General features: G+C 61.7%; 24 protein-coding genes. 17 read left to right on the forward strand and 7 right to left on the reverse strand.

Translation table 11 applies throughout. The features are described from left to right. Positions 1-17: 17 nt before the first annotated feature. From AC1DT6_RS34240 to AC1DT6_RS34285, 10 genes are all read left to right on the forward strand, one after another. The gene (locus AC1DT6_RS34240) at positions 18-644 is read left to right on the forward strand and encodes a TagK domain-containing protein (protein ID WP_441631812.1); all 627 of its coding nucleotides are present in this window, start codon (positions 18-20) and stop codon (positions 642-644) included. Then, positions 631-1,458, forward strand: a complete 828-nt coding sequence (locus AC1DT6_RS34245) for a type VI secretion system accessory protein TagJ (protein ID WP_441631814.1) — start codon at positions 631-633, stop codon at positions 1,456-1,458. The genes AC1DT6_RS34240 and AC1DT6_RS34245 overlap by 14 nt, the downstream gene beginning before the upstream one ends. After that, positions 1,451-1,972, forward strand: a complete 522-nt coding sequence (tssE, locus tag AC1DT6_RS34250; protein ID WP_441631816.1) for a type VI secretion system baseplate subunit TssE — start codon at positions 1,451-1,453, stop codon at positions 1,970-1,972. The genes AC1DT6_RS34245 and tssE overlap by 8 nt, the downstream gene beginning before the upstream one ends. Positions 1,973-1,976: 4 nt before the next feature. Further along, complete coding sequence (gene tssF / locus AC1DT6_RS34255) at positions 1,977-3,857, forward strand: type VI secretion system baseplate subunit TssF (RefSeq protein WP_477115334.1); 1,881 nt, start codon at positions 1,977-1,979, stop codon at positions 3,855-3,857. Positions 3,858-3,859: 2 nt separating this feature from the next. After that, positions 3,860-4,897: a type VI secretion system baseplate subunit TssG gene (gene tssG / locus AC1DT6_RS34260; RefSeq protein ID WP_441631820.1), complete on the forward strand. Its 1,038-nt coding sequence runs from the start codon at positions 3,860-3,862 to the stop codon at positions 4,895-4,897. Positions 4,898-4,965: 68 nt separating this feature from the next. Continuing rightward, complete coding sequence (locus AC1DT6_RS34265) at positions 4,966-5,478, forward strand: DUF3304 domain-containing protein (RefSeq protein ID WP_441631822.1); 513 nt, start codon at positions 4,966-4,968, stop codon at positions 5,476-5,478. A gap of 124 nt (positions 5,479-5,602) precedes the next feature. Then, positions 5,603-6,115 (forward strand): DUF3304 domain-containing protein, encoded by a 513-nt coding sequence (locus tag AC1DT6_RS34270; protein WP_441631824.1) that lies wholly within the window; start codon positions 5,603-5,605, stop codon positions 6,113-6,115. Further along, positions 6,112-8,106 carry a T6SS phospholipase effector Tle1-like catalytic domain-containing protein gene (locus AC1DT6_RS34275; RefSeq protein ID WP_441631826.1) on the forward strand — a complete coding sequence of 665 codons (1,995 nt, stop codon included), beginning with the start codon at positions 6,112-6,114 and terminating at the stop codon, positions 8,104-8,106. The genes AC1DT6_RS34270 and AC1DT6_RS34275 overlap by 4 nt, the downstream gene beginning before the upstream one ends. 118 nt (positions 8,107-8,224) lie before the next feature. Beyond that, positions 8,225-9,298 carry a type VI secretion system protein TssA gene (locus AC1DT6_RS34280; protein WP_441631828.1) on the forward strand — a complete coding sequence of 358 codons (1,074 nt, stop codon included), beginning with the start codon at positions 8,225-8,227 and terminating at the stop codon, positions 9,296-9,298. Positions 9,299-9,642: 344 nt separating this feature from the next. Beyond that, positions 9,643-9,933, forward strand: a complete 291-nt coding sequence (locus tag AC1DT6_RS34285; protein WP_441631830.1) for a hypothetical protein — start codon at positions 9,643-9,645, stop codon at positions 9,931-9,933. Positions 9,934-9,984: 51 nt separating this feature from the next. Here the strand turns inward: AC1DT6_RS34285 and AC1DT6_RS34290 are convergent, their stop codons facing one another. Beyond that, complete coding sequence (locus tag AC1DT6_RS34290) at positions 9,985-11,388, reverse strand: aminotransferase-like domain-containing protein (protein WP_441631832.1); 1,404 nt, start codon at positions 11,386-11,388, stop codon at positions 9,985-9,987. A 315-nt stretch (positions 11,389-11,703) separates the two neighbouring features. Here AC1DT6_RS34290 and cyoA point away from each other — a divergent pair, with 315 nt between their 5' ends. The 4 genes from cyoA to cyoD all read left to right on the forward strand — a co-directional run bounded on the left by cyoA (position 11,704) and on the right by cyoD (position 15,586). After that, complete coding sequence (gene cyoA / locus AC1DT6_RS34295) at positions 11,704-12,564, forward strand: ubiquinol oxidase subunit II (RefSeq protein ID WP_477115335.1); 861 nt, start codon at positions 11,704-11,706, stop codon at positions 12,562-12,564. A 68-nt stretch (positions 12,565-12,632) separates the two neighbouring features. After that, entirely contained in the window at positions 12,633-14,609 is a 1,977-nt protein-coding gene (gene cyoB / locus AC1DT6_RS34300; protein ID WP_441631834.1) for a cytochrome o ubiquinol oxidase subunit I, read from the forward strand. Positions 14,610-14,612: 3 nt separating this feature from the next. Further along, on the forward strand, positions 14,613-15,215 hold the full coding sequence (cyoC, locus tag AC1DT6_RS34305; protein ID WP_045242734.1) for a cytochrome o ubiquinol oxidase subunit III: 603 nt from the start codon (positions 14,613-14,615) through the stop codon (positions 15,213-15,215). Further along, a complete protein-coding gene (gene cyoD, locus AC1DT6_RS34310; protein ID WP_045242733.1) occupies positions 15,212-15,586 on the forward strand; it encodes a cytochrome o ubiquinol oxidase subunit IV in 375 nt (124 codons plus the stop codon). The genes cyoC and cyoD overlap by 4 nt, the downstream gene beginning before the upstream one ends. 73 nt (positions 15,587-15,659) lie before the next feature. Here cyoD and AC1DT6_RS34315 read toward each other — a convergent pair whose 3' ends face one another. Next, positions 15,660-16,361, reverse strand: coding sequence for a hypothetical protein (locus tag AC1DT6_RS34315; RefSeq protein WP_441631837.1), 702 nt, complete (start codon positions 16,359-16,361; stop codon positions 15,660-15,662). A gap of 450 nt (positions 16,362-16,811) precedes the next feature. Beyond that, positions 16,812-17,711, reverse strand: coding sequence for a transcriptional regulator CynR (gene cynR, locus AC1DT6_RS34320; protein WP_441631839.1), 900 nt, complete (start codon positions 17,709-17,711; stop codon positions 16,812-16,814). Positions 17,712-17,828: 117 nt separating this feature from the next. Here cynR and AC1DT6_RS34325 point away from each other — a divergent pair, with 117 nt between their 5' ends. Both AC1DT6_RS34325 and cynS read left to right on the forward strand, forming a co-directional pair. Beyond that, positions 17,829-18,488, forward strand: a complete 660-nt coding sequence (locus AC1DT6_RS34325; RefSeq protein WP_441631841.1) for a carbonic anhydrase — start codon at positions 17,829-17,831, stop codon at positions 18,486-18,488. A gap of 27 nt (positions 18,489-18,515) precedes the next feature. Further along, positions 18,516-18,986 (forward strand): cyanase, encoded by a 471-nt coding sequence (gene cynS, locus AC1DT6_RS34330; RefSeq protein WP_276285879.1) that lies wholly within the window; start codon positions 18,516-18,518, stop codon positions 18,984-18,986. A 119-nt stretch (positions 18,987-19,105) separates the two neighbouring features. Here cynS and AC1DT6_RS34335 read toward each other — a convergent pair whose 3' ends face one another. The 4 genes from AC1DT6_RS34335 to AC1DT6_RS34350 all read right to left on the reverse strand — a co-directional run bounded on the left by AC1DT6_RS34335 (position 19,106) and on the right by AC1DT6_RS34350 (position 23,696). Then, complete coding sequence (locus tag AC1DT6_RS34335) at positions 19,106-20,626, reverse strand: AMP-binding protein (RefSeq protein ID WP_441631843.1); 1,521 nt, start codon at positions 20,624-20,626, stop codon at positions 19,106-19,108. 68 nt (positions 20,627-20,694) lie between these two features. Continuing rightward, a complete protein-coding gene (gene sauS / locus AC1DT6_RS34340; RefSeq protein WP_441631844.1) occupies positions 20,695-22,122 on the reverse strand; it encodes an acylating sulfoacetaldehyde dehydrogenase in 1,428 nt (475 codons plus the stop codon). Between the two features lie 81 nt (positions 22,123-22,203). After that, positions 22,204-23,508, reverse strand: coding sequence for an MFS transporter (locus tag AC1DT6_RS34345; RefSeq protein WP_441631846.1), 1,305 nt, complete (start codon positions 23,506-23,508; stop codon positions 22,204-22,206). 53 nt (positions 23,509-23,561) lie between these two features. Next, complete coding sequence (locus AC1DT6_RS34350) at positions 23,562-23,696, reverse strand: hypothetical protein (RefSeq protein ID WP_441631848.1); 135 nt, start codon at positions 23,694-23,696, stop codon at positions 23,562-23,564. A 178-nt stretch (positions 23,697-23,874) separates the two neighbouring features. Between AC1DT6_RS34350 and AC1DT6_RS34355 the strand changes: the two genes are divergently transcribed. Further along, positions 23,875-24,639, forward strand: coding sequence for an IclR family transcriptional regulator (locus AC1DT6_RS34355; protein ID WP_045242725.1), 765 nt, complete (start codon positions 23,875-23,877; stop codon positions 24,637-24,639). The last annotated feature ends 292 nt before the right edge of the window (positions 24,640-24,931 follow it).

Here is a 24,931-nt window from a genome sequence, read left to right on the forward strand (position 1 = left end):
GCCACCGAGGAGATGCAATGGACGAGCTGGAAAAGCTCTTGAACCTGTCGCCGTCGAGAACGTTCCGGTCGGGCATCGGTGACACCATGGGCGAAGTGTGGCCACGGCAGGCCGCTGAGGTGACGCCTCCGACCTCGGTGCCCGACCCGTTCGCCATGCTTCGTCCCGCCTGCATCGAACCAGAGCCCGCGCCGGCAGCGGGCGCGAAGCGCGATGATGTGCTCGACGCATTGGTGCAGGAAGGTGAGGCGGCCCTGCGCGATCCGAATTACGTGAGCCCGTTCAGCCAGTGCCTCACAAGCAGGTCCGCGCCTGCCATTGCAGTCGAGCAGCCGCTCGATGCCCTGGCCGCAGATGCCAGGGCAGACTCGTCGCTCCTGCATGGGCTTGCCGGCCGGCTACCGATCGACGCACTCATCGGCCCGCTTGGCAACCTTGAGGCATTGGAACTCCCCGCGGCATCCGCATCGAATGACGTGCTGTGGCTGTTCGCGGGAAATATCGTGCCGACGCGGCGCCGCGACGTCACCGCCGAGTTGACCCGGCGCGAACATCACCTTGTCTCGATGGATAGCGCCTATCGTCCGGCACCCGCATCGCCACAAACTTCACCTGCCGGAGAGCGCGGTCATGGCGGCCAATAACACGACGCGTGCCTTCGGTGCCATCGGTAGCGTTCTCGGCGAGGCCGGATCCATCGCGGACGCGCTGGCCGCAACAGAGGCTGGCGTGCGCAAGCAGCCCGGCAGCTTCGACGCGAGGTGGGGCCTCTTCCAATGGCTGTGCGTGGTCGGTGACTGGCCGCGCGCGCTCAGGCAGTTGCAGGTTGCCGCCCAGTTGGCACCGGACTTCGCACAGACCGCGCACGCTTATCGCGACCTGGTCCGGATGGAAGCGTTCCGCAAGGCGGTCTTCTCGGGAGCGCGCGAACCCGCTTACTTGCTGCCTGCGCCCGGGTGGCTCGAGCGGCTACACGTGGCGCTTGCCCTGGCCGAGGCCTGCGATATTTCCGGCGCGGACCGCAACCGGAATCTCGCGTTCTCCGATGTGTCGGACACGCCTGGGAGCCATGACGGGCAACCTTTCGCATGGATCACCGACACCGACACTCGCTTAGGCCCCACCTGCGAACTAGTCGTCGCCGGCCGCTACACCTGGCTGCCGTTTTCGCAGATGCGGACGTTGCACATGCGCGCCCCAGCGGGGCTGCTGGATCTGCTATGGCGACCGGCCACCGTGACCCTCGTCGACGGGTCCATCGCACGCGGCTTCATCCCGGTTCGGTATCCGGATTCAGAGCTTGGCCGCGACGCCATTCGCATGGCGCGAGAAACCACCTGGAGCGAAGCTGGCGAGACCGGGGTGATGGGCCTTGGTCAAAAAACCTGGATGACCGACGCCGGCGACGTCCCTCTGCTGGAGACTGCCATGCTGACTCTTGGTGGCATCCATGACTGACCGCCGCGCACCGCGCCGCCCACATGCGCACCTGCTGCCGACTTTGTTTGATCGTCTGCGCGACGAAGCCCCGCATCGGCAAACGGAACGCGCCGACGAGTACACCTTCACGCGCGCTCAGATGCGCGAGATCGTCCAGCGCGACCTGACCTATCTGCTCAACACGACCAATCGCGAAGATGAGATGGATCGCAATCGCTATCGGGCCGTGGCAAGTTCAACGCTCAACTACGGGGTTCCTGCCGTAGCGGGCACCTACCTGTCCGAGCACAAGTGGAGCGACATCGTCGACATCATCAAGCGCGCCATCCTTGATTTCGAACCACGGCTCATTCCAGGCACCTTGGCAGTAGCGCCGCTGGAGAAGGAGGATGCGCCACACCGCTACAACGTCCTGCTCTTCGAGATCCGCGGGCTGATCCACATGGATCCCTATCCAATGGCGTTCACCGCGCAGAGTTCACTCGATCTGGAAACCAGCCGGATCAGCGTCAAATCCATCCACGCCACCTGACACCATGGACCCGCAACTTCTTGAGTACTACAACCAGGAGCTCGTCTACATGCGCGAGCTGGCTGGTGAATTCGCCAGCCAGCACCCCAAGGTTGCGAAACGGCTGGGCATGCACGGACACGAGGTGGCCGATCCMTATGTCGAGCGTTTGATCGAAGCCTTTTGCTTCCTGTCCGCGCGAACCCAGATCAAGCTGGATGCGGAGTTTCCCCGTTTCACGCAACGCCTGCTGGAAGTTGTCTATCCCAACTATGTGGCGCCCACGCCGGCAATCGCGGTCGCCCAGTTCCACCCCAGTGAGAAAGAAGGAGACTTTGCCCGTGGCGTCGTGGTTCCCCGCTGGACAACCCTCAAGGCGGGCATTCCAGATGGCGAGTCGACGGCGTGCGAGTTCCGCACCACGCAGGATGTGCAACTCTGGCCATTCGAGATAGTCGAGGCAAGGCTCACCGGCATCCCGCCCGACATCCCGGGCCTGGAGCGCTACGTGCCCGCGCACGTCACCGTGCAGGGCGCCTTGCGCCTGCGGCTGCGCATCAACCGTGACACGACCTTTGCCCAGCTTCCGTCGGTAGACTCACTGGCCGTCTACCTTCGTGGCGATGAACACATCGCCAGCCATCTGCTGGAACTCGTGCATAGCGCCGGCACCGTCTCCCTGATCGGTCAACCCGGGGATATGGGCAACAAGCCCTCCGCAGTCAGCAAGGATGCTGTTTCCTTGCTTGGGTTCGCCCCCGGAGAAAGTGCCCTGCCGCTTGCGTGGAACAAATTCCACGGGCACAACCTCGTGCATGAGTACTTCGCGTGTCCTCAGCGTTTCTACTTCTTCAGACTCAACGGCCTGGCGCCCGGGCTCGCCAGGATCGATGGCGCGGAAGCCGAAATTGTCCTGCTGCTTTCGAAGCCGCCGGGCAATCCGGCCGCCCACGTCGATGCGGGCCAGTTTGCACTGTACTGCGCGCCCGTGGTGAATCTCTTCCCGAAGCGGACCGACCGCATCGAGATTCACCCGGGACGAACCGAGTTTCACATGGTGCCGGATCGCACGTCGCCCCTGGACTTCGAGATCTACTCGGTCCAGAAGATCTTCGGCCAGAAAGCGGAGCACAGCGAGGCTATCGACTTTCGCCCCCTCTTCGCCACCCTCAACGGCGACGAAGGAAATCACGGCCGCTACTTCTCCATGCGGCGGGAGCGGCGGGTGCTGTCCACCCATGCGCGCAAGTACGGTACCCGTACCGCCTACACCGGTAGCGAAGTGTTCCTTTCACTGGTGGATCAGAACGAAGCCCCCTATCCCGACGTCCTGCGGCACCTGTCCGTCGAGGCACTGGTCACCAACCGCGACCTTTCCAACCTGGTGCCCCGTAATGGCCGAAAGGACCTGCAAGCACCCGATTCCGTGCCCGTCGCCAGCGTCGGCCTCATCCGCCCCCCTTCCGCACCGCGTGCGCCGTTCGCCGAGGGAGAGATGGCCTGGCGCCTGATCCGGCAACTCGGGTTCAACTATCTGTCGTTGACCGATCTTGACCATCGCCAAGGCGGCCAGGGCCTGCGGGACATGTTGCGTCTGTTCGTGGCAAGCGAGAACACAGCACAACAACGTCAGGTTGACAGCCTGATCGGCTCCAAAGTCAGGCCGGTCACGCGCCGGCTTCCGGACAACGGGCCGATCATCTACGGACGCGGCATTCAGTGCCAGTTGACGGTTGACGAAACCGGCTTCTCTGGCATCAGCCCCTACCTGTTCGGTGTCGTCCTGGAACATTTTCTCGCTCGTCATGTGTCGGTAAATTCCTTCACGGAAACCGAGATGACCTCAATCCAGCGTGGTCTGGTTCATCGCTGGCCGGCCCGTATGGGCACCCGTAGCGCGGTATAGCCATGTATCGGGGAATCGATGACAATGCGCCGCCACCAGCCAGCGCACTTGCACCACCCGCGCAGTATGCTGGTCAGGCGCCGTGGAAGCTGAGCTTCCTTGGACTGCTGCGCCAGTTGGCCGCCCATCGCCCGGACTTGCCGCCGATCGGACAAGCGCAGCGGCCAGGCGACGAACATTTCCGGATCGGCCAGCAAGCCTCCCTCACCTTTGCGCCGCGCGAGATCGCCCAGCTCCAGCAAACGCCAACCGGGCTCAAGATTCAGTTGTTCGGTCTGGGCATGCTGGGGCCGAACGGCGCCCTGCCGATCCACTTCACGGAAATCGTCCGCGAGCGCAGCGAGGCGCACCGGGACAGGACCACCGCCGATTTCCTTGACCTGTTCCACCACCGCGCGCTCACCCAGTTCTACCAGGCATGGGCACACGGGCAATCCGCGGCGGGGCTGGATCGCCGGGATGATGAGGTGTTCTCCCGCTACATCGGATGGCTTGCAGGCAGCGAAGCCGGCGAAATCGCCGGCCCCCTCCCCTCCCATGCCCGTCTGGCGGCCAGCGCGCACCATGTGCGTGAAGCCCGCAACCCGGATGGCATCGCCGCCACGCTGGCGCATTTCTTCGGCGTGCCGGTCAGGCTCGAAGAATTCGTGCTGCACTGGATCGCCATCGACCCGGCGGAACACTCCCACCTCGGCCGCCCGGGCGCGCCCAGCGTGATGGGACAGGGTGCCATGCTTGGTGAGAAGGTGTCCGACCGCCAGCACAAGTTCCGTCTGGTGATCGGGCCACTCAGCCTGCAGCGGTATCTGAATTTCACGCCCAACGGGCGAGATCTGCCGTTGCTGATCGAATGGGTGCGCTCGTTCGTCGGATACGAGTTCGTCTGGGAGGTCGAACTTCAGGTGATTCCGGACTCCGCTCCACCGGCCGTTCTTGGCTCGGCAGAGGGCCTGGGCTGGTCCACCTGGCTGGGTGAGCCGGACCGCACCCGTGCCATCACGGGCATGGTGTTCGAGCCCGAGCAGTATGCGAAGCACTGATCATGTTTGCTGGCAGCAGCAAGGCTTCCACGCGAAATCGCCATTCCCAATTCCGAGGAGTTCGATCCATGCGTCTTCTAGGCAAGTGTGGCCGTGCGAGCCTCCGTGCGGTGCTGTTGTCGTCAGTGCTGTTCTTGTTGTTGCGGCTCGGCGGCTGTACCGACGACATGATCCCGGTGGAGGTAACGGGATACAACCACATGGACAAGCGCGCCATCGTCAGCTTCACCGTCAACGGCGCGGGTGGGCCGAATCTGGGTCCGGGTGGCGGTGGTGGCAGCTTCAACTGCTGCATTGAAATCCCTAAACGCTGGCGACCTGGCATGAAAGCAAAGATCCGCTGGGAATATGGCTCCGGTGACGACAGCCCTCGCGAAGCCGAGGTAGCGATACCTAAGTATACGGCGCAAAACCGGGGCGCGGTCCAGGTGCATTTCTACCCAGAACATCGCGTCAAGATCGTCGTGTCCAGGTACAGCCTTGGCCATCCTGCCAATCCCTTGCCGCAGAAAGACTGGGCCCCATGGACCCTCAATGAGGACTGGGCACGAAACTACCACGAGGATCAACACAAGAAATGACAGCGATCGAGTTTGCCCTGAATCCAGACCTGACACGTGGGCGGGCATTGTCCGACCGGGAAAAAAGGCGGCGAATCCACGCTTTGCGGGGGATCTCCATTACCAATTCCGAGGCGTTCTATCCATGCATCTACTAAGCAAGTGTGGCCGTGCAAGGCTCCGTGCGGTGCTGTTGTCATCCGTGCTGCTGTTGTTATTGCCGCTTGGCGGATGTACCGACGACATGATCCCGGTGGAGGTCACAGGATACGACCACATGGAGAATCGCGCCATCTTCTGGTTTACGGTCAACGGCGCGAGTGGCCCCAGCCTATTTCCCGAAAGCGGTGGGGGCAAGTATTCCTGTTGCGTTGAAATCCCTAAACGCTGGCGACCCGGGATGAAAGCAAAGATTCGATGGGAATATGGCTCCGGTGACGACAGCGCTCACGAGACCGAGCTGGAGATACCGGAATACACCCCTCAGAACCGGGGCGCGGTCCAGGTGCATTTCTACCCAGAACATCGCGTCAAGATCGTCGTGTCCAGGTACAGCCTTGGCCATCCTGCCAACCCCTTGCCGCAGAAAGACTGGGCCCCATGGACCCTCAATGAGGACTGGGCACGAAACTACTACGAGGATCAACACAAGAAATGACAGAGATCGATTTTGCCCTGAATCCAGACCTGACACGTGGGCGGGCATTGTCCGACCGGGAGCAACTGCAGCGAAGCCATGCCATGTGCAGAGCCACCGGAGATCCTAGGACGCCCTCCTGCTCTGGCAGCTTGTTCGTCGGGCTGTTCTTCGATGGCACCGGCAACAACGAGGATGAAGACTACAAGAAGCACGAACAAGACCCGCGCCACCAGAAACACAGCAACGTGGTGCGTCTGTATCACGCCTATCCCGACCGCAAGAAAGTTGGGACCAATGCCTACTATGCCTACTACATCCCCGGAGTCGGTACCCCATTCAGGGAAATAGGCGACGACGGTGGCAAGTTTGGCTCCGCAGCTGCCTGGGGCGGCGAGCCGCGCATCATTTGGGGACTGACCCGCATCTTCAATGCCGTTCATCGGTATCAACGTGGCGACGACCTGATCCCCGACGACCAAGCCAAGGCGATGACCTCCGGCCTGGGCGGCGTTGGCTCTTCGGGTTGGCAGCGGCGGTGGGCATTGAAGCAGACCTGGCAGGACCGGCTCAAGGCTGCGATTCGTGGACGCAAGCCGCAAATCCTGCAGATCAACCTCAGCGTGTTTGGCTTTTCGCGCGGGGCAGCGGAAGCCCGCGCCTTCGTCAACTGGCTCTACGAAATCTGCGAGAAGGTGGACGGAGGTTGGCGCTTCGCCGGCATTCCGCTGCACGTACAGTTCCTCGGGATTTTCGACACGGTGGCATCAGTAGGTATTGCCGGACTTTACTCTTTTGCGGAAGGGCGCCAAAGCTGGGCCGACGACAACATGCAGGTTCATCCGGCCGTGGAGCAATGCCTGCACCTGGTCGCTGGCCACGAGGTGCGCGCGTGTTTCCCCTCCGATTCGGTCCGAATCAATGGAAAGTATCCCCCGAACTGCAAGGAGTTTGTGTTTCCCGGCTCGCACTCGGACATCGGTGGGGGCTACATGCCGCTGTGCCTGGGCAAGGCCGACTGGAATGCAGTGGGCCCACACCACGACCTGCAATTGGCTCGTGTGCCTGGCTTCGAGATGTATCGCGCCGCGCTTGTGGCAGGCGTGCCCTTCTATACAGAGCAGCAACTGATTGAGAAGGGTCAAAAGAAGGTATTCGATGCGCTGACACCATCGCAATCTGCCGTCGACGCCGTCAAGGCCTACTACCTGGCTGCCAACATCAAGGCCGGCACGCTGGAGGACATGACCCGGCAGCATATGCGCTGGTACTTCAGCCATCGCTGGCAGTTGCTGGAGGCGGGGTTCCGCGGTTCGCCGCAGTATCAGCGCGCGTGTGGCAAGCCCAATCACGACCAGGGCGACGACTTCAAGGACGAGCCGACCTGGCTTCTGCACACACAGCGCGCACTGATTCAGGTAGTTGCGGAGTCCTGCCGCAAGCTTGAATGGAGAATGAGGGTCAACAACTGGGAAGCCGAGCGGGAAGGCGAAGTGCTCGATAGCCCGTTTCGCCCGGCCCCTGGTGCCAGATTGCTGAAGTTTGCGCGATCGCGCCCGTTGGTCGATGACTCGCTCCAGGCGGAGGCTGGCGCGATAGCCAGGCAGGCGCCCGCAGTGCTCGCGAGATGGCGCGAATGGCTCTCCCAAAACATGTACCCCGAGGTACACGATGCGCAGGCGCCCGAACGGGACATGACCCGACTCCTGGAGGTCCTGCAAGATGGCGCGGTACCGCAGGCGATCGCCAGCTTCCTCGATGCCCACGTGCATGACTCGATGGCGGGCTTCATCGGATTCGGCATGCCAGAGTTTCAGACCAATGGCTACGGCATCGCGAAGTTCCGCCGCATCTACTTCGGCAATGCGGGAGACAAGATCGTTCGGGACCAGGTGGCACGCGATAACGAGCGACGCATCAGCGAAGCCAGAGGCAAGCGCAACCAGGCCGAAGCCGAGCGGATGCCGCCGCGTATGCCACCGATGTCGGAATGGTTTCCGCGCCTCAACTAGGAGTGCTTCCCAAGACCACTGTCGTGCGCCAGCCTGGCCAGAGCCGCCAGAGCGGCCGGAGACATTCCGACATCCGGCTATGGCACGCAAATCGCTACCATCCACCCACTGCACTGAGATGACTGCCAAATCCAAGATCACGCCTTCGGCCAACACGTCCACTCGCTTTCCGGAGCTGATGGAAGCCATCACCAAAGAGAAACCTTGCGGGGACGATCTGGAGTATGACCCTGAGTTCGTTGTGCTCCTGGCCAAGGCGGCGCCGAAACCGGACGCCCAATACGGGGACTTTGTCAGTGCGCCGGAGGCGGTTAGCTGGACGGAGCTGGAGCGTGACTGCCGGCGCCTGCTGCTGCGCACGCGTGATATTCGCATCCTGGTGCTGTTGCTGCGCTGCCGGGCCCGGATGGATCACGCTGCAGGCCTGCGGGATGGCCTGGCACTGTTGGCGCAACTGCTGACGAAATGGCCTGACGCAATCCATCCACAACGCGTGGTCGAGGGTGAGGCCGATCTCGCCTTGCGCGCCAATGCGCTAGCTGCGCTCGCCGATCCGGCAGGGTTAATGCAAGACGTGCGGGATCTGCCGATCATGGCCAACGGCGCGCTGCGGCTACAGATTCGGGACGTGGAGCGTTCGCTCGCCGTGCCACGAACGCCCGATGCCCTGCCATCGGAATCGGTGCGCCAGCAGCTGAAGGATATGCGCGTGGCGCACAGCGCTACCCTGGTGGCGCTCGAGGAGGCCGCGGGAATCGCATCGGCCATTGACGCCTGGGCCAGCGACAACCTCCCGGACGAACGGCCTGATCTGCAGCCGCTATTGAAACTGCTGGGCACGGTGGCAAACACTGCCGAACCCGCGATTGCCCCGGCCGTGGCCGAGCCCAACGCCATGCCGTCCGCTGAATTGCACCCGGAAAGCGTAGCCGACGTGTGGAATGGCAACGGTACTGCCGCTATCGCGGAAGTCACCACGACCGCCCCCAGATCGGCCGACTTCCCAGTCGATCGAGGTGCCGCCCTCTCCGGCATTCGCGCAGCGCGACTATGGTTCGAGCACCATGAACCGAGCAGCCCCGTGGCGCTGCTACTCAAGCAAGCCGAACGGCTGACAGGCAAGCGCTTCGATGAAGTATTTCAGGCGATTCCCGCTGATTTGGTGGAACGCTGGGCGCAGGACGCTTCGTGAGCCGACGCCCATACACGTTCCGCCATGTGACAGAACGGCTGCGGACGGATCAAGCCAACGTCTGCTTCGACGGAATTTTCCGTTGAGCAAAATGCCATCGGAGGAGATCAGCCAAAAAGCGCTTATTCTTATTAGCTGCACCGCGCTTTTTAAGCAGTTTCCGCGTAGATTCATACTTGTCCTATATCTATCGAATAGGCCTCCATGCTATTAATCACGGCAGACTGCCTTATTGATCGCTATCACCACAATTGGCAGTCAGCCAGGCAGAGGCAAAAGGCACGGGAAGCGCGCCTTTAAATTGGTGAATTCGCCTTTGCAGCCTATTTCTCCCCAACAGGGGCATGGAGATCAAATTGGACCGAGGAATCAAAGACGAAGGCTTCGTTAGCCGCGCGYTGGAAATTGCGGATCACGGCTGCGGGCGCTGGGTCGCCAATCAAAGCTGTTTCAATCATCCGGCCAGGCATCCGCTGGAGCCTATGGTGAAGGCGGCGATTGTGACGGCAGTAGCGATCTATGTAGAGAAATTCCGCTGGCCGGAAGAAGAGCTGGCCAGTGCCTTGGCCATCGTTACCGTAGGGGACGCGCAGGTTTTGATCGATCGGCTCTTTCCGAACATACCCAAGCCGTAATGCCGCGCAATTCTTGTATGTAAGAAAGCCGCCCGCGGGCGGCTTTTTTGATTAAACCACGATCTCCCCGGACATCTGCGGCTTGCGCACCAATAACTCGGCCAGTTTTTTCAATGCAGCCGCGAGGTGAGAGCGCGCTTCGACACCGCCCAGCGAGATACGGATCGCGTTGGGCGGCATGGACCCGGAATAAAACGCTTCAGAGGCGGTGACCCGCAAATCCTCAGCCCGCGCGGCCTGCGTCAGCGCCTGGGACGTCCAGTAACTCGGCAACTGATGCCAGACATGTATGCCGCTGGGCGGCGCCTGGTCCACGCTCGACAGCAACTGCCGTGCAAGCTCCCGCCGCGCGAACGCTTCCGCGCGGATCCCGGCCAGCAGCTGGGCTGCGGAGCCTTCATGAATCCACTGTGTGGCCAGCGCGGTCGACAATGGCGTCGACATCAGCGCAAAGGAGCGCAGCGCGGCCAGCACGCCCGCCCGGCTGCGCGCATCGGGCAAGCGGATGTAGGCGGTCCGCAGTCCCGGACTCAGGCATTTCGATAGCGTGGAGACGTAGTAGACCTGGCCCGGCGCAAAGTGGGCCACAGGCGGCGGTGCATTGCTGCCGAGCAGCCAGTAAGGATCGTCTTCGATGATCCAGGCGCCGCACGTTTGCGCAGCCAGCGCGAGATCGCGGCGGCGATGCCCGGGCATGGTCCGCGCGGTCGGATTCTGGATGGTCGGGTTCAGGTAGATCGCGCGCGCGCCATGCTCGCGGCATGCTTGCTCCAGCGCATCGGGCCGCATTCCTTCGTCATCGGAGGCCACGGTCACTACGCGCCTCCCGAGCTGTTCGGCCGCCGCGCGCAAACCCGGATAGATCAGCGGCTCCGCGATGATCGCCTCGCCGGGCTGCGTGAGCGTGAGGATCAGCGCCGCCAGCGCGGCCTGGGCGCCGGGGCAGGCAATCAGTTGTTGCGGGCTGACCGGTTCCAGCATCGGCTTCAGCCACATGGCACCGGCGGCCCGGTCCGCTTTGCTGCCGCCACCGAGCTGGTAGGTCATCAGCAGGTGCGCATCGGACCGCAACAACACCTGCGACAAGCCGCGCTGCAACATGTCATGGAAGTCCACGCCGGCAGGGGGCGGCGGCACGTTCATGCTCAGGTCGACCATCTGCGCCAGTTCGACCTTCGGCGCGGCGACGAACGTGCCCAGCGCCCCGCGCGCCTCGATCAGGTTGCGCCGCTTGGCCTCGGTGAAGGCCCGCGTCACCGTGGTGAGATCCACCCCGAGCTGCCCGGCCAGGGTGCGTTGCGGCGGCAGGCGGTCCCCCGGGTTCAACTGCCCTTCCCCCACCGCGCGCTCTATGAAGCCAACGATCTGCTGGTAGCGCGCACCCTCGCCGCGCACGAAGGCGGTCGACCAGTCAGGTCCGGCCACTTCGCCTTGTATGGATTCCGTTTGACGCATTTTCCTTGATGTATGGCCTTTGTCTTACATTATCATGCGCCGCAGCATCACACAAATCCATACATTTAACGCTTTGTATGCGTTTCCCGCCGTCCGGGCGGATTTCCCTTTCTCGCAATGGTTTCCAGCGTGCTGTGGCAGGCGGTCTCGACGCGTGCGCCGGTTATGTGATGCATAACCAAGGTATGTCTTATGCGTAACTTATTGGCCGGCGCAAGCCATGCTGTCCGGCGCGATTCCAACAACAGGCACAGGCTGAACAACACAGGCAAGGGCTCGCTGCGCTGCGCGGGGCTGCTCCTGGGTGCCGGAGCCATGTTCCTGCTCAGCGGCTGCCAGCTAGAGCTGCTATCGCCGAAGGGCGACATCGGGCACCAGGAAAAGACCCTGATCCTGGTGTCGCTGTTCCTGATGCTGCTGGTCGTCATTCCCGTCATTTTCCTGACGCTCTATTTCGGCTGGCGCTATCGCGCGTCCAATACCAAAGCAACCTATGCGCCCAAGTGGGCCCACTCCACCAGCATCGAGGTGGTCATCTGGACCATTCCGTGCGTGATCGTGGCCGCCCTGGCGGTTCTTATCTGGCGCACCACCCATTCGCTCGATCCTTACCGGCCGCTGGAGTCGACGGTCAAGCCCGTGCGCGTCGAGGCCGTGGCCCTGAACTGGAAATGGCTGTTCATCTACCCGGATTACGGCATCGCCTCGGTCAACCGCTTGCCGATCCCGGTCCATACGCCGATCAATTTCAAGATCACCGYGGAATCGATGATGAACTCCCTGTTCATCCCACAGCTCGGCAGCCAGGTCTACGCCATGGCCGGCATGGAAACCAAGCTCCACCTGATCGCCGACACGCCCGGCATCTACGCGGGGCTATCCGCGGCCTACAGCGGCCCCGGATTCTCCGACATGCATTTCGACACTGTGGCCACCTCGCGCGAAGAGTTCGACGCCTGGGTCCAGCAAGCCAGGAAATCGCCGCTGGTACTGGACGAGAAGGCCTACCGCACGCTGGAGCTCCCGAGCACCAAAACGCCGGTGACCACCTACGCGAGCGTCGCGCCAGACCTGTTCCAGGGCATCGTCAACAAATACATGCATGGCGATGCGCGTGGCGATGTGCGCGGAGAAGTCTGCACAGCCCAAAGCCCCCCGCTGGCCGCCAACCCATGAAGCCAATGAATCCGCAACCTACGCAACACATGCAACACAACCACGCCGCGGCCACGGAGCACTGATCCATGTTCGGAAAATTAAACATCGATGCGATCCCGTACCATGAACCCATCATCATGGGTACGCTGGTCGCCGTCCTCCTGCTCGGTGCCGCGCTGATCGGCGCCGTTACCTATTTCGGCAAATGGAAGTACCTGTGGACCGAGTGGATCTGCTCGGTCGACCACAAGCGCATCGGCGTGATGTACATCATCATGGCGCTGGTCATGCTGCTGCGCGGCTTCGCCGACGCCATCATGATGCGCGTGCAGCAGGCGATCGCCGTGGGCGATGCGGCCGGCTACCTGCCWCCGCAYCACTACGACCAGATCTTCACCGCGCATGGCGTGATCATGATCTTCTTCGTGGCGACGCCGTTCATCCTCGGCCTGATGAATGTCATCGTGCCGCTGCAGATCGGCGCCCGCGACGTGGCCTATCCGTTCGTCAACTCGCTCAGCTTCTGGCTCTCGGCGGTGGGCGCGGTGCTGGTCATGCTGTCGATGTTCGTCGGCGACTTTGCCGCCACCGGCTGGGTCGCCTATCCGCCGTTATCCGGGCTGGGATACAGCCCAACGGTGGGGGTCGACTACTACATATGGTCATTGCAGATATCGGGATTGGGGACAACGCTCACCGGCATCAACTTCATCGTCACCATCCTGCGCATGCGTGCGCCGGGCCTGACCCTGATGAAGATGCCGGTGTTCACCTGGACCGCGCTGATCACCAACATCCTGATCGTTGCCGTTTTCCCCGTCCTGACCGCCACGCTCGCCCTGCTCACCGCCGACCGGTACCTGGGCATGCATTTCTTCACCAATGAGCTTGGCGGCAACGCCATGATGTACGTCAACCTGATCTGGATCTGGGGACACCCCGAGGTCTACATCCTGATCCTGCCGTGCTTCGGGGCCTTCTCCGAGATCATCTCGACCTTCTCCGGCAAACCGCTGTTTGGCTACAAGTCGATGGTGTACGCCACCTCGTCGATCGGCATCCTGTCGTTCTTCGTCTGGCTGCATCACTTCTTCACAATGGGCTCAGGCGCCAACGTCAATGCCTTCTTCGGGATCATGACGTCCATCATCTCGATCCCGACCGGGGTGAAGCTGTTCAACTGGCTGTTCACGATGTACCGCGGCCGCATCCGCTACCACTCATCGACGCTGTGGACAATCGGCTTCATGGTCACCTTTGCCGTCGGCGGCATGACGGGTGTGCTGCTGGCTGTGCCCGGCGCCGATTTCGTGCTGCATAACAGCCTGTTCCTGGTCGCTCACTTCCACAACGTGATTATCGGCGGCGTGATCTTCGGCTGCCTGGCCGCGATGAGCTTCTGGTTCCCCAAGGTGTTCGGCTTCACCCTGAACGAGCGCTGGGGCAAGATCTCGTTCTGGTGCTGGCTGGTTGGTTTCTACCTGGCCTTCATGCCGCTCTACGTGCTCGGCTTCAAGGGCATGACCCGCCGCATGAATCACTACACGCACGCGGACTGGCAGCCTTACCTGATCGTCGCGCTATGCGGTGCCGTCATCATCGGCGCCGGCATCGTCGCCCTGCTTGTCCAACTGGCCGTCAGCGTGCGCGACCGCAAGAACAACCGCGATCTCACCGGCGATCCCTGGGATGGCCGCAGCCTGGAGTGGGCCACCGCCTCGCCCGCGCCCTTCTACAACTTTGCCCATGTGCCGCACATCACCTCGCTGGAGCAGCACTGGGACGACAAGGAAGCGGGCCGTGCCTATGTCCGGCCAGGCCACTATGAAGACATCCATATGCCCAGGAATACCAGCGCGGGCGTGATCGTCTCGGCGTTCGGCCTGGTGCTCTGCTTCGCCCTTGTATGGCATATGTGGGCGCTCGCGGGCCTTGGCCTGCTGGGCATCATCGGCACCTTCATCGCACGGACCTACGACCGCGACGTGGACTACTACGTCCCCGCGGCCGAAGTCGAACGCATCGAAAACTCGCGCTATGCGCAGCTACGCAAGGCGGCTTGACCCATGAGCTACACAGTCATTCACAACGCGCACGAACATGTCGGGCACGACGACGGAACGAAGACCACGCTAGGGTTCTGGATCTACCTGATGAGCGACTGCCTGATCTTCGCAGTGCTGTTCGCTACCTTCGGGGTACTCGCCGGCAACACGGCCGGCGGCCCGAGCGGCAGGGACCTGTTCGAGCTGCCGTTCGTGCTCGGGGAAACGATGCTGCTGCTGGTCAGCAGCTTCACCTTCGGCGTGGCCATGCTGAACATGCAGGCCGGGCGGGAGCGTCAGGTCATCCAGTGGCTGGGCGTCACGTTCCTGCTCGGCGCGGCCTTCATCGCCATGGAGCTGTACGAGTTCGCCGAGCTGCTTCATGCCGGCGCGGGGCCGGGCGTCAGCGCGTTCCTGTCTTCCTACTTTTCCCTGGTGGGTACCCACGGCCTGCATGTGACCTGCGGCCTGCTGTGGATCCTGGTCATGATGCACCAGGTCAAATGCTTCGGTCTGGATGGCGTGACCCGGCGCCGGCTGGCCTGCCTCAGCCTGTTCTGGCACTTCCTGGACCTGATCTGGATCTGCGTGTTTACCTTTGTCTACCTGCGAGAGTTTGTATGAAGACCGCCCACCTCCCCACCGGATCCGCGGCTCACGCGGCGCACGGCAGCATGAAAGGCTATGTGATCGGCTTTGCGCTGTCGCTGGTGCTCACCCTGGCGTCGTTCGGCGCGGTGATGGAAGGGCTCGTGCCCAAAGGCATGGGCCTCGCCGCCATCGTGGTGCTCTGCATCGCCCAGCTGGTGGTGCAGCTGGTTTTCTTCCTGCACATCGGCACGTCTGCCGACCAGCGCCAGAACACGGCGATCTTCATCTGCACCGGGGCGCTTATCGCCATCATCGTCGCGGGATCGTTGTGGGTCATGCACAACGCCAACGTCAACATGATGCCGATGGATATGTCGCCGGAACGGGCGCGCCTGCGCGACTAGCGGGTCCGTGGCCGGATCGCTTCTCCCGCGATCCGGCCACGCGCCGCGCGCGTCCCAACGGACAAATGACCCTCTAGATAAACAGACTGCCGGCCGCCGCTTTGCTCAGGGCGGCGGACCAGTTACGGGAATTGTGCAAGCGCGCCGCCCGGTCCCCGAGCATGCTGTCGCCTCCCTCCCAATAGACCCAGCTCCGCCCTCGCCTTATCCGGTCCAGGTAAGCGACTTCAAATCCGGCCGGCAAGCGATAGACCATTGCCTCCAGCACGCTTTCGTCAGCGCCGAACACACCTGCAAGCCTGACCTTCCCGCCAGACAGTCCATTCGCGATCCTCAGGTCCAGATACGGCACGAACAGGCCGGCGCGGCGCAGTGCGTCCGGCATGGCGGAGGTCCAATCCCGGATAGCGTCATGCAACGCGCCAAGCGCAAGCGAGAACGCCCGCTCGTTTCTGGCCATCAGCACACGGCCGCTAAGCACGCCGTCAACCAGTGCATTGCCAGTTCCATGAAATGCCAGATTTGCAAGCGATCCGCCTTCGGCGTGGCGCTGACCGAGAAGCTCCAGGCAAGCCGCGAGGCCAGTTGCTGTCTTCTCGCCAAGGCTCAAGGCCGGGCAACGCGGATCGGATCCGGAAAGCAGAACCAGCACGTCGGCGGCATGGCGTGGTGACGCCAGCACGATGCGGTCATAGGCGAGACCGGCGTCCCGCACGAATAGCTCAAGCGCGGCACAGGCCGGACACCCGTCCAGTGAAAATAGCTGATACGTCATGAGTGAGACAGTTTCTCTGGCGCCGACGATGCGCGCTAAGGACACGCGCGGCGGCCACAGGAATGGGCGCGAGCGCGTGGCCGCGCGAACCGCGCATGGAACGGATTCTTCGAATGTCGCGCAATGTCTTTGTCCCGGTGGGTCCGGGAGTCGCCGGGTCAACCGACGGCATTGGCTTAGAGAGATGTTGCCGCAGCGCAGCAAGGAAAAACAGGAGCAGAAGACCGCTATTTACTGCGGAGCAGACGCAGCGTCTTGCGTGCTATTTTGACGAACGCCGAGCCCTTGCGATCAGCTGTGCCGGAACCGGAATGAACAATGCCTGATGGCGGACAGCCACGAAAGGCGATGGCCATGGGCAGGGAGTGCCCAGCCTTCATCCGATGTCTCGAAGGCCGGGCTCGCCAGTGTCCTGAATCTGAATTTCGTTGGAGAGATAGCTCGGACAGATCAACGCAGGTTGCGCCCGCCGGCGCCGCATGCGACTTGTGCAAAGTCGGAAAAGGCCCGCGCGGCCGCGGTCCGGTATGCGCCCTTGCGCTGGAGCAATGCGGCTCCCCGGGGCGGCAGCGGCGGCTCCACCTTGAGCCTGCAAAGCTCGCTGTTGTCTTCAACGATGGCAGCGGGCAACACCGTCATCAACCGGCCTCGGCGCACTGCCTCGATCACGGCGTTGACAGAGTTCGCCTCAAATGCGATTCGCGGGGGAACACCCTGCCCGCCAAAGTAGCGATCGATATAGCGGCGCGTTGCAAACTCCATGGTGAGCAACGCCATCGGCTCACCCTCCAGTTCCTTCAGTGTCAGCGCCGCTCGCCGTCTGGCAAAGCGGTGCGTCGTGCCCACCACCAGTGCGAGCCGCTCCTGCATCAAGGTCTGCGCTTCGATGTCCGGCAGATGCACGTCCTCGAAGGCGATCCCGACATCCAGGTTGTCGGCGGCCAGCAGTTGCTCGATCTGCTCCTGTGGTATTTCCAGCAAGCGCAGCGTGACGCCGGGATACTTCTCGTTGAATCCCATGACCAGCGGGCCGACCAGATAGGGCGCGAAGGTGGGCGTCATCGCCAGGCGCAAGGTGCCGCGCGTCAGGTCGCGCACATCGTGGATAGCCCGCGACCCAGCTTCCAGGTCCTGCAGCGCTCGGCGCGCATAGAGCAGGTACGCCTGGCCGGCATCCGTGGTCCTGATGCTGCGTCCGGACCGGTCGAAGAGTTGCACGCCCAGGGTTTCCTCAAGCTGCCTGATCTGCTGCGACAACGTCGGCTGGGAAACGTGCAGCAGTTCGGCGGCTCGCGTGAAGTTGCCGCTGTCGGCCACGGCAAGGAAGTAACGGATATGACGCAGCAGCATGGGATTTAACTATTGGTGTTTTCTATGGAAAGCATAATAAACCGGTCTTGGACCCTATAGAAAAATTCGTCCATGATTCTCCCATCGGTTCACCACCCACAACGATGGAGCAAAGCGATGCAAGACCTCATTGACGGATTCCTGAAGTTCCAGCGCGAAGAGTTCCCGAAACGCTCCGAACTCTTCAAGCGCCTGGCCACGAGCCAGAATCCGCGCACGTTGTTCATCGCCTGCTCCGACAGCCGGGTCGTACCCGAACTGCTGACCCAACGCGAGCCTGGCGACCTGTTCGTGATCCGCAACGCCGGCAACGTGGTGCCGTCATACGGCACGCAGCCCGGCGGCGTTTCCGCCAGCGTCGAGTACGCGGTCGCGGGGCTTGGCGTCACGGACGTGGTGATCTGCGGCCACTCGGATTGCGGCGCCATGACCGCGATTGCCACCTGCCAATGCCTGGATCACATGCCGGCCGTCGCCGGCTGGCTGCGTCACTGCGATGCCGCCAAGTCCGTCAACGAGGCGCGCGAGCACGCATCGCCGCGCGCGCGTGTCGACTCGATGGTGCGCGAGAACGTCATCGCGCAACTCGCCAACATCAAGACCCATCCGTCCGTTGCCCTCGCGCTCGAGCAAGGGCGCCTGCAGCTTCACGGCTGGGTGTACGACATCGAAACCGGCTCGATCGCCGCCCTGGACGGCACCACGAACCACTTCGTCGCCCTTGCGGACCATCCGCATGTCTGCGCAACCCCAACCAGGCTCGGCATTGCTGCCTGAGCGTATATTCCCCCCAAGGAGTCTTTCATGCCCCAGTCGCAATACAGCCAGACCAACCGCCAGGCCCTGACCGATGCCATCATCGACGCCAAGACGCGCAAGGACCTTACATTCGAAGATCTCAACGAAGGCTCCGGCCTGACCCTCGCCTATGTGACGGCCGCCCTCCTGGGCCAGCATCCGCTGCCTGAACACGTCGCCAATTCGGTTGCCGACAAGCTCGAACTGGGTGAGGATGCCGCGCGCCTGCTGCAGACCATCCCGCTGCGCGGCAGCATTCCGGGCGGCGTGCCGACCGACCCGACCATCTACCGGTTCTATGAAATCGTGCAGATCTATGGTTCGACGCTCAAGGCCCTGGTGCACGAGAAGTTCGGCGACGGCATCATCAGCGCCATCAACTTCAGGCTGGACATCCAGAAGGTCGAGGACCCGGACGGCGGTCACCGCGCCGTGATCACTCTCGACGGGAAGTATCTGCCCACGAAGCCCTTCTGAGCCTCCATTGGACGGCAGGCGCATGCGAGCGGCTTTCGCCGCCCGCCGCTATCCGCCAACCCGCCAGCTCACCAACCGGGCACTGCACGCGGTCCGGCACGGCCGAGGCTGGACGCGCGCTACGCGGGGATCTCCTCCATGCCGAGGAGTTTCAGCCGCTGCACCTTGCCGGACGGTCCCTTGGGCAGTTCGTCGACAAAGCGGAATGACCTGGGTGTCTTGTAAGCGCCCAGTTCGTTCCGGCAAAACGATCTCAGTTCGTCCTCCGTGCATCGCTCTCCAGGTTTGAACACGATGCACGCCATCAACTCCTGGCCGTAGTGCTCGTCCGGAACGCCCACCACCGCGGCCTCCAGCACAGCCGGATGCTTGAGCAATGCCTCGTCTATCTCGCGAGGCGCAATGTTCTCACCCCCCTTGATGATGAGCTCCTTGATCCGGCCGGTGACGAAGACAAATCCATCCGCGTCCAGGTATCCAAGATCTCCCGTATGAAGCCAGCCATCCGCCGTCAGCGTCGTGGCGGTTTCTTCCGGACTCTTGTAATAGCCCTTCATGACGTTCGGGCCACGCACCAGGATCTCGCCCGCTTCACCCGAAGCGACCACATTTCCCTCCGCATTGACAATCGTGACCTCATTGCCAAAGGCCCGCCCAGGACTGCCGATCTTGCGCTGTGAAGGCTCTAGCGGATTGGTAAAGCATGGCGCGGCGGTTTCCGTGAGCCCCATCGTCTCGATCACGCCGATCCTGAATGCGTCTTCAAAGGCACGATGCTGGCTGGGCGGCAGCGGAGCGGAAGCAGAACGGCAGAAGCGGACCCGGCTGAGATCCAGCCCATCCCGCGCCGGACCCGCACCATTCAACAGGTAGGAAATCATGGTCGGCACTACATTGATCCAGGTGCATCGATGCCGCGCCACCAGCTCCCAGAAGCCGGAGACCCGAAATCGATGCGGCAGAACCAGGCTCCCGCCATGAATTAGCGGCGATGTCGCGGTCACAATCTGGGCATTGATGTGGTAGAGGGGCAAAACCGCCAGCACCCTGTCTTGGGCCGCGAGTTCGTGGGCTGCCGATACGAACTGTCCACCCGACACGATGGACCGGTTTGCCAGCACGACCCCCTTTGGCTTGCCGGTCGTGCCGGACGTGTACATCATCAGTGCGTCATCCTCTTCGCCCACGGGTGGCAGCTCCACCTCCTCGTCCGGCACCGGGATGCATTCCCGCGCATCGACATCGCACAGCACGACCTGGATATCCCGCGTCACATTGGCCAGCGCAGCATTCAGACGCTCCAGCTGGTCGGGCGCGACGAATACGATCCTGGCGTCGCTGTGATTCAGCACGTACTCGAGCTGCGACGGGTGCGCGAGCAGATTCAGCGGCGTCGCGCAAAACCCGCCATACATGACGCCAATGAACAGGCGGCAGGTCTGGTAGCCGTTGTGCATCAGCATCGCCACCGTGTCGCCCTTCCGAATACCCTGGCCGAGAAGAAAGCGTGCCAGCTCGCGAGAGGCACTCCGCAAGCCGGCGAACGTCATGCTCAGGTCAGGTTCCGGTGCAATCAGGTAAATCGCTTCCGGTCGTTCGGCGGCCTGAAAGTCGACATATTCTCGAATGGTGCGCAGCATGTCTATATTCCTCACGTTCAAGCAGTAAAAGACTTATATGGCTTTACGACTGATTCGCAACGGATCGATTAGCCGTGCTTGCGCAGGTACTCACCAAATAATTCTTCCTCGGAGGGAACCTGTTCCTTGAGCTTTCGCACGATATGCGTGATGTTGAGGAAGTTCCTGTAGTTCATATTTTCCGAGAAATTATTGCCACCCCATGTGCCGCATCCCATGGAAAGCGAGAATGGCAAACCGTTCTCGAAACTGCCGCCGGTCGCAAAGCAATGCGCCTGATTGACGATGACCCGGCAGACTGGAAGCGCATTTCCCAGGTGCAGGATATGGTCATCATCCGCTGTATGAATTCCCACCGAATGGCCCGCCCCCAGATAGCCATAGATATCGTTGACTATCGCGCAAGCGTGATCAAAGTCGCGAGCGCGATAGACGGTCAGCACGGGAGAGAGCTTTTCACCCGAATATGGATACTCCGGACCGGCACCAACTTCCTCCACCATCAGGAATTTCGCTTGCGTCACGCCCGGCCGCTCCAGGCCAGCCAGCGCCGCGATCCTGGGCGCGGACTGCGCGGTCACGGCGGAATCCAGCTTTCCCCTCGGCCACATCGTCTCCTGCAACCGGCACTTCTCTTCCGTGTTCAGCAGCGTGCCGCCGGCATCGGTCAGCGCCGCCAGCGCCGCGTCATAGACCGTGTCGAGGATGACCACGCTGTTTTCGGACGAGCAGCTCGTCGCATTGTCGAACGTCTTCGAACTGGCAATCATTTGCGCCGCTTCACCAAGACTTGCAGAGGTATCGATGATCGAGGCAACGTTGCCCGCACCGACTCCGAATGCTGGCGATCCGCTCGCATAAGCGGACCGGATATTGTTCTGCGAGCCTGTCGCGACCACCAGGTCCGCCTGGCGCATCAGCTCCTGGGTTGCCTGCTTGGTAATCGGTCCGGGCAGATACTGGACCAGGTCCAGCGGCACGCCGAGCTTATCCAGCTCCGCGTGAATGTAAGCCACCAGGGCGGCGCAAGTGGAAAGTCCCTTTGGAGAGGGCGCGACGATGACCGCATTGCGCCCCTTCAGCGCATTGATGATCTTGTTGGCGGGTGTCGCCGCCGGATTGGTGGAAGGGGTAATCGCGGCTACCACGCCGACGGGACGGGCAATCTCCACCAGTCCGCGCTCCGGATACTCGGCGATGATGCCGACTGTCTTCGCATGTTTCAGGTCGCGTAGCAGCCCCAACGTCTTTCGGTAGTTCTTCTGGATCTTGTCGGGGACGTTGCCGAGCCCGGTGTCGCGCACCGCCATCTCGGCCAGGATACGATTATGCTCGGGATGCACGATCGCCCATCCCGCCGCGGTGACCACCTCGTCCACTTGTGCCTGCGAATAGCGCTCGTAGCTGCGCTGCGCCGCCCTTGCCTTCCTGATCAGTTTGGAAATCACTTCGCCCTCTGCCGACGCATGGGTGTTCGCGCACGTTTCCATTGACATTCTGTCTCTCCGTTCATTTGTCATTCGTGGTGCTGTCACTGCCAAAACCGGGGCCTTCCCCTGCCAAGGGAAAGGCAAATTTCAATGCGCAGTCCCTAGTCCGGACCCACCCAGCGACAGCGCGTCTTCCTGCTCATCCTCGATCTTGTTTGTCGGATCGATCCGTAACGAACAGATTGCCGCGAGCCCCAAGAATCCGGCCGAAATCAGGAATGGCAGTTCATAGCTTCCCGTTTTCTGGATCAGGAAACCGAACAAAGCGGGCGAGATCATTCCTGCCACGCCGAAGCCTGTGTTCATCATTCCGCCAGCGGTTCCCGCAAACTTTCCGGCAATATCGAGCGGCAGGCTCCACAAGACGGCATTGGTCAGTTCAAGGAAGAAGAAAGATGCTGCGAGCAGCATCACCGCCGTCAGCGGGCTCTGGGTATAGATCGCCGGTACGATAAATACCAGGGAACCGGCCAGCCCGACGAACAGCAATGCACGCCGGGCCAGCTTGAGGTTTCCGGTCTTCTTGTAGATGATGTCTGAGATGACGCCACCGAGGGTGTCGCCAACCACGCCGGCAAGCAGTGGCAGCGCCGTGAACAATGCCAGCTGCTTTACGTCAAATCCACGCGCATCCTTCAGGTAGGAGGGCAGCCACGTCAGGAACACCCAGAGCGACCATCCGTAGCAAAAGTCCACGAACGTCACCAGCCACATGCGCCTGAACATCTGCTTCCATGGCGTTTTTCCTGCTGCTGCCTTCTTCAACTCGCGTGAATTGACGCCGATCTCCTTCAACTCTGCGGGTTGGACCCATTTGTGCTCCAGCGGCGTATTGCGGAACAGCCAGACATAGAGACAGGTCCAGATCAGGCTGACCACACCGAGAATCACGAACGATTCGCGCCAGCCGTAGGCGGCGACAATGACCAGCACAATCGGCGGAGTAACGGCGCCACCCAGGCGCGCGAAGCTATGCGTGATACCCTGGGCGAAGCCGCGTTCCGTGGCCGGCATCCAGTATGTGAAGGAGCGCGTTGCTGCCGGGAATGCGCCACCTTCACCGATGCCAAGCAGGATCCGGAACATGATCAGCGATCCGAGGCCCCAGGAAAAGCCGCAAAGGATCGTCGCAATCGCCCAAATGCTGGTGAGTATGGTCAGCACCAGCCTCGGTCCATACTTGTCGGCGAACCAGCCGCCCAGTATCTGCATGGCGGCGTAGGGATAGGCAAAGGCTGAAAAGACGAGCCCCAGTTGAGTCGGCGTAAGCGCCATCTCATCTTTGAGGAATGGGGCGATAATTGATATATTGACACGGTCAATATAGGCGATGAAATACATCAGACACATCAGCCCCAATATCATGTGCCTGACTTTGAATATTTTTTTCATGTCTCTCTCACCATTTTAATTAATTATATGAATGGTCGAATCTATGCCGACTTTCACGCATTCCAAAGAACCACTGGAATTGAAACCACCAGTCTTGCAACGCCGTTCTTGTCTTTTTTCAGATTCCTTTTTCCTGTTTCCTCCTTTTTCGTGATGTCAATTTTTGCAGCCAGAGCCATGGCGTCCACGACTGCTTTCGACCCAATCTAATCAAACCATCGCGCCAGGATGTCCCGTTTTTCGCGCTATCCTTCGCTGCGTACGCTTCAGAGTGGAAAAATGCAGATTTCGGGACTCCAATCTGTCCCGAAAAACGATAAAGTCGATGCATGTGGGGAAGCGGAAGTACTGCTGTCAGGAGCCAGCATGACAAGATCCAACCAATCGAATGCTGCGGCGGTCCGCGCCTTTCGCGTGCTAGAGACGCTGGCGCAGGCCGGGCGTCCGCTTGCCATGACGGAACTCGTCGAGGCGCTCGGCTTACCTAAACAGACGGTGCACCGCATACTGGTGCAACTGATGGACGCATGGCTGGTCACGCGGGGTGCGGGCGACCGGCTCTATGAGTGCTCACCGCGGGTGCGCGCCCTGGCGGTGAACGTCCTGATGCACGCAGGTCCGGCCGCGGCGCGTCACGCGCTGCTCGAACAACTGGTGACTAAGATCGGCGAGACGTGCAATCTGACGATGCTCTCCGGGAACGACGTGGTGTACATCGACCGGGTCGAAACTGAATGGCCGTTGCGCATGCACTTGCAGCCGGGCTCGCATGTGCCGCTACATTGCTCGGCAAGCGGCAAAGTCCTGCTCAGCTTCCTGCCGAAGGAAAGACGCGACCGCATGGTCGATACATTGCCGCTACACGCGTATTCGGAGCGGACCATCATCGATCGCGAAGCGTTGCGTAAGGAACTTGCGACGACACGCAAGCGCATGCTGGCCATCAACGACCAGGAGCATCTGCAGGGGTTGATCGCGATTGCGGTGCCGGTCATGCTGGATCGCAATCGTGCCTGCGCCGCGATCGCGGTGCAGGCGCCGGTCGGGCGGCTTACGCTCGACGACCTGCTGGCCTTCGTCCCCGATCTGCGCAAGGCCGCCGAAGAGACGGCGGAGACATTCCGGACATGACCAACTGACGCAGCGCCAGGCAAGGGGGGGTCCGCCACGCTGCTGGCGGCGGAAAGGATTTGAACTACACGCGGTCGAGCCATCCGCGATGCGAACGATACCCGGCGTATCCGGCACTATTTCTTGCCTGTGATCACGAATCGGGCACAAGTGTACCGATCAGCGTAAACGAAGCCGCAAAAGCAAAACCCCCCAGTACTTTCGTACTGGGGGGTTTCAAGGGAGAGCCTGGCGATTACCTACTTTCACACGGGTATCCGCACTATCATCGGCGTGGAGTCGTTTCACGGTC

The sequence above is a fragment of the Cupriavidus sp. 01L45 genome (assembly GCF_056399885.1).

Excerpts from the sequence above, each read along its gene's own strand:
- AC1DT6_RS34290 (WP_441631832.1), bottom strand. The coding sequence starts at position 11,388 with ATGCGTCAAACGGAATCCATACAAGGCGAAGTGGCCGGACCTGACTGG.
- cyoD (WP_045242733.1), top strand. The coding sequence starts at position 15,212 with ATGAAGACCGCCCACCTCCCCACCGGATCCGCGGCTCACGCGGCGCAC.
- AC1DT6_RS34275 (WP_441631826.1), top strand. The coding sequence starts at position 6,112 with ATGACAGAGATCGATTTTGCCCTGAATCCAGACCTGACACGTGGGCGG.
- AC1DT6_RS34345 (WP_441631846.1), bottom strand. The coding sequence starts at position 23,508 with ATGAAAAAAATATTCAAAGTCAGGCACATGATATTGGGGCTGATGTGT.
- AC1DT6_RS34280 (WP_441631828.1), top strand. The coding sequence starts at position 8,225 with ATGACTGCCAAATCCAAGATCACGCCTTCGGCCAACACGTCCACTCGC.
- AC1DT6_RS34270 (WP_441631824.1), top strand. The coding sequence starts at position 5,603 with ATGCATCTACTAAGCAAGTGTGGCCGTGCAAGGCTCCGTGCGGTGCTG.
- AC1DT6_RS34325 (WP_441631841.1), top strand. The coding sequence starts at position 17,829 with ATGCAAGACCTCATTGACGGATTCCTGAAGTTCCAGCGCGAAGAGTTC.
- tssE (WP_441631816.1), top strand. The coding sequence starts at position 1,451 with ATGACTGACCGCCGCGCACCGCGCCGCCCACATGCGCACCTGCTGCCG.
- AC1DT6_RS34355 (WP_045242725.1), top strand. The coding sequence starts at position 23,875 with ATGACAAGATCCAACCAATCGAATGCTGCGGCGGTCCGCGCCTTTCGC.
- cyoC (WP_045242734.1), top strand. The coding sequence starts at position 14,613 with ATGAGCTACACAGTCATTCACAACGCGCACGAACATGTCGGGCACGAC.
- cynS (WP_276285879.1), top strand. The coding sequence starts at position 18,516 with ATGCCCCAGTCGCAATACAGCCAGACCAACCGCCAGGCCCTGACCGAT.
- AC1DT6_RS34240 (WP_441631812.1), top strand. The coding sequence starts at position 18 with ATGGACGAGCTGGAAAAGCTCTTGAACCTGTCGCCGTCGAGAACGTTC.
- tssG (WP_441631820.1), top strand. The coding sequence starts at position 3,860 with ATGTATCGGGGAATCGATGACAATGCGCCGCCACCAGCCAGCGCACTT.
- AC1DT6_RS34265 (WP_441631822.1), top strand. The coding sequence starts at position 4,966 with ATGCGTCTTCTAGGCAAGTGTGGCCGTGCGAGCCTCCGTGCGGTGCTG.
- AC1DT6_RS34335 (WP_441631843.1), bottom strand. The coding sequence starts at position 20,626 with ATGCTGCGCACCATTCGAGAATATGTCGACTTTCAGGCCGCCGAACGA.
- AC1DT6_RS34245 (WP_441631814.1), top strand. The coding sequence starts at position 631 with ATGGCGGCCAATAACACGACGCGTGCCTTCGGTGCCATCGGTAGCGTT.
- cynR (WP_441631839.1), bottom strand. The coding sequence starts at position 17,711 with ATGCTGCTGCGTCATATCCGTTACTTCCTTGCCGTGGCCGACAGCGGC.
- sauS (WP_441631844.1), bottom strand. The coding sequence starts at position 22,122 with ATGTCAATGGAAACGTGCGCGAACACCCATGCGTCGGCAGAGGGCGAA.
- AC1DT6_RS34315 (WP_441631837.1), bottom strand. The coding sequence starts at position 16,361 with ATGACGTATCAGCTATTTTCACTGGACGGGTGTCCGGCCTGTGCCGCG.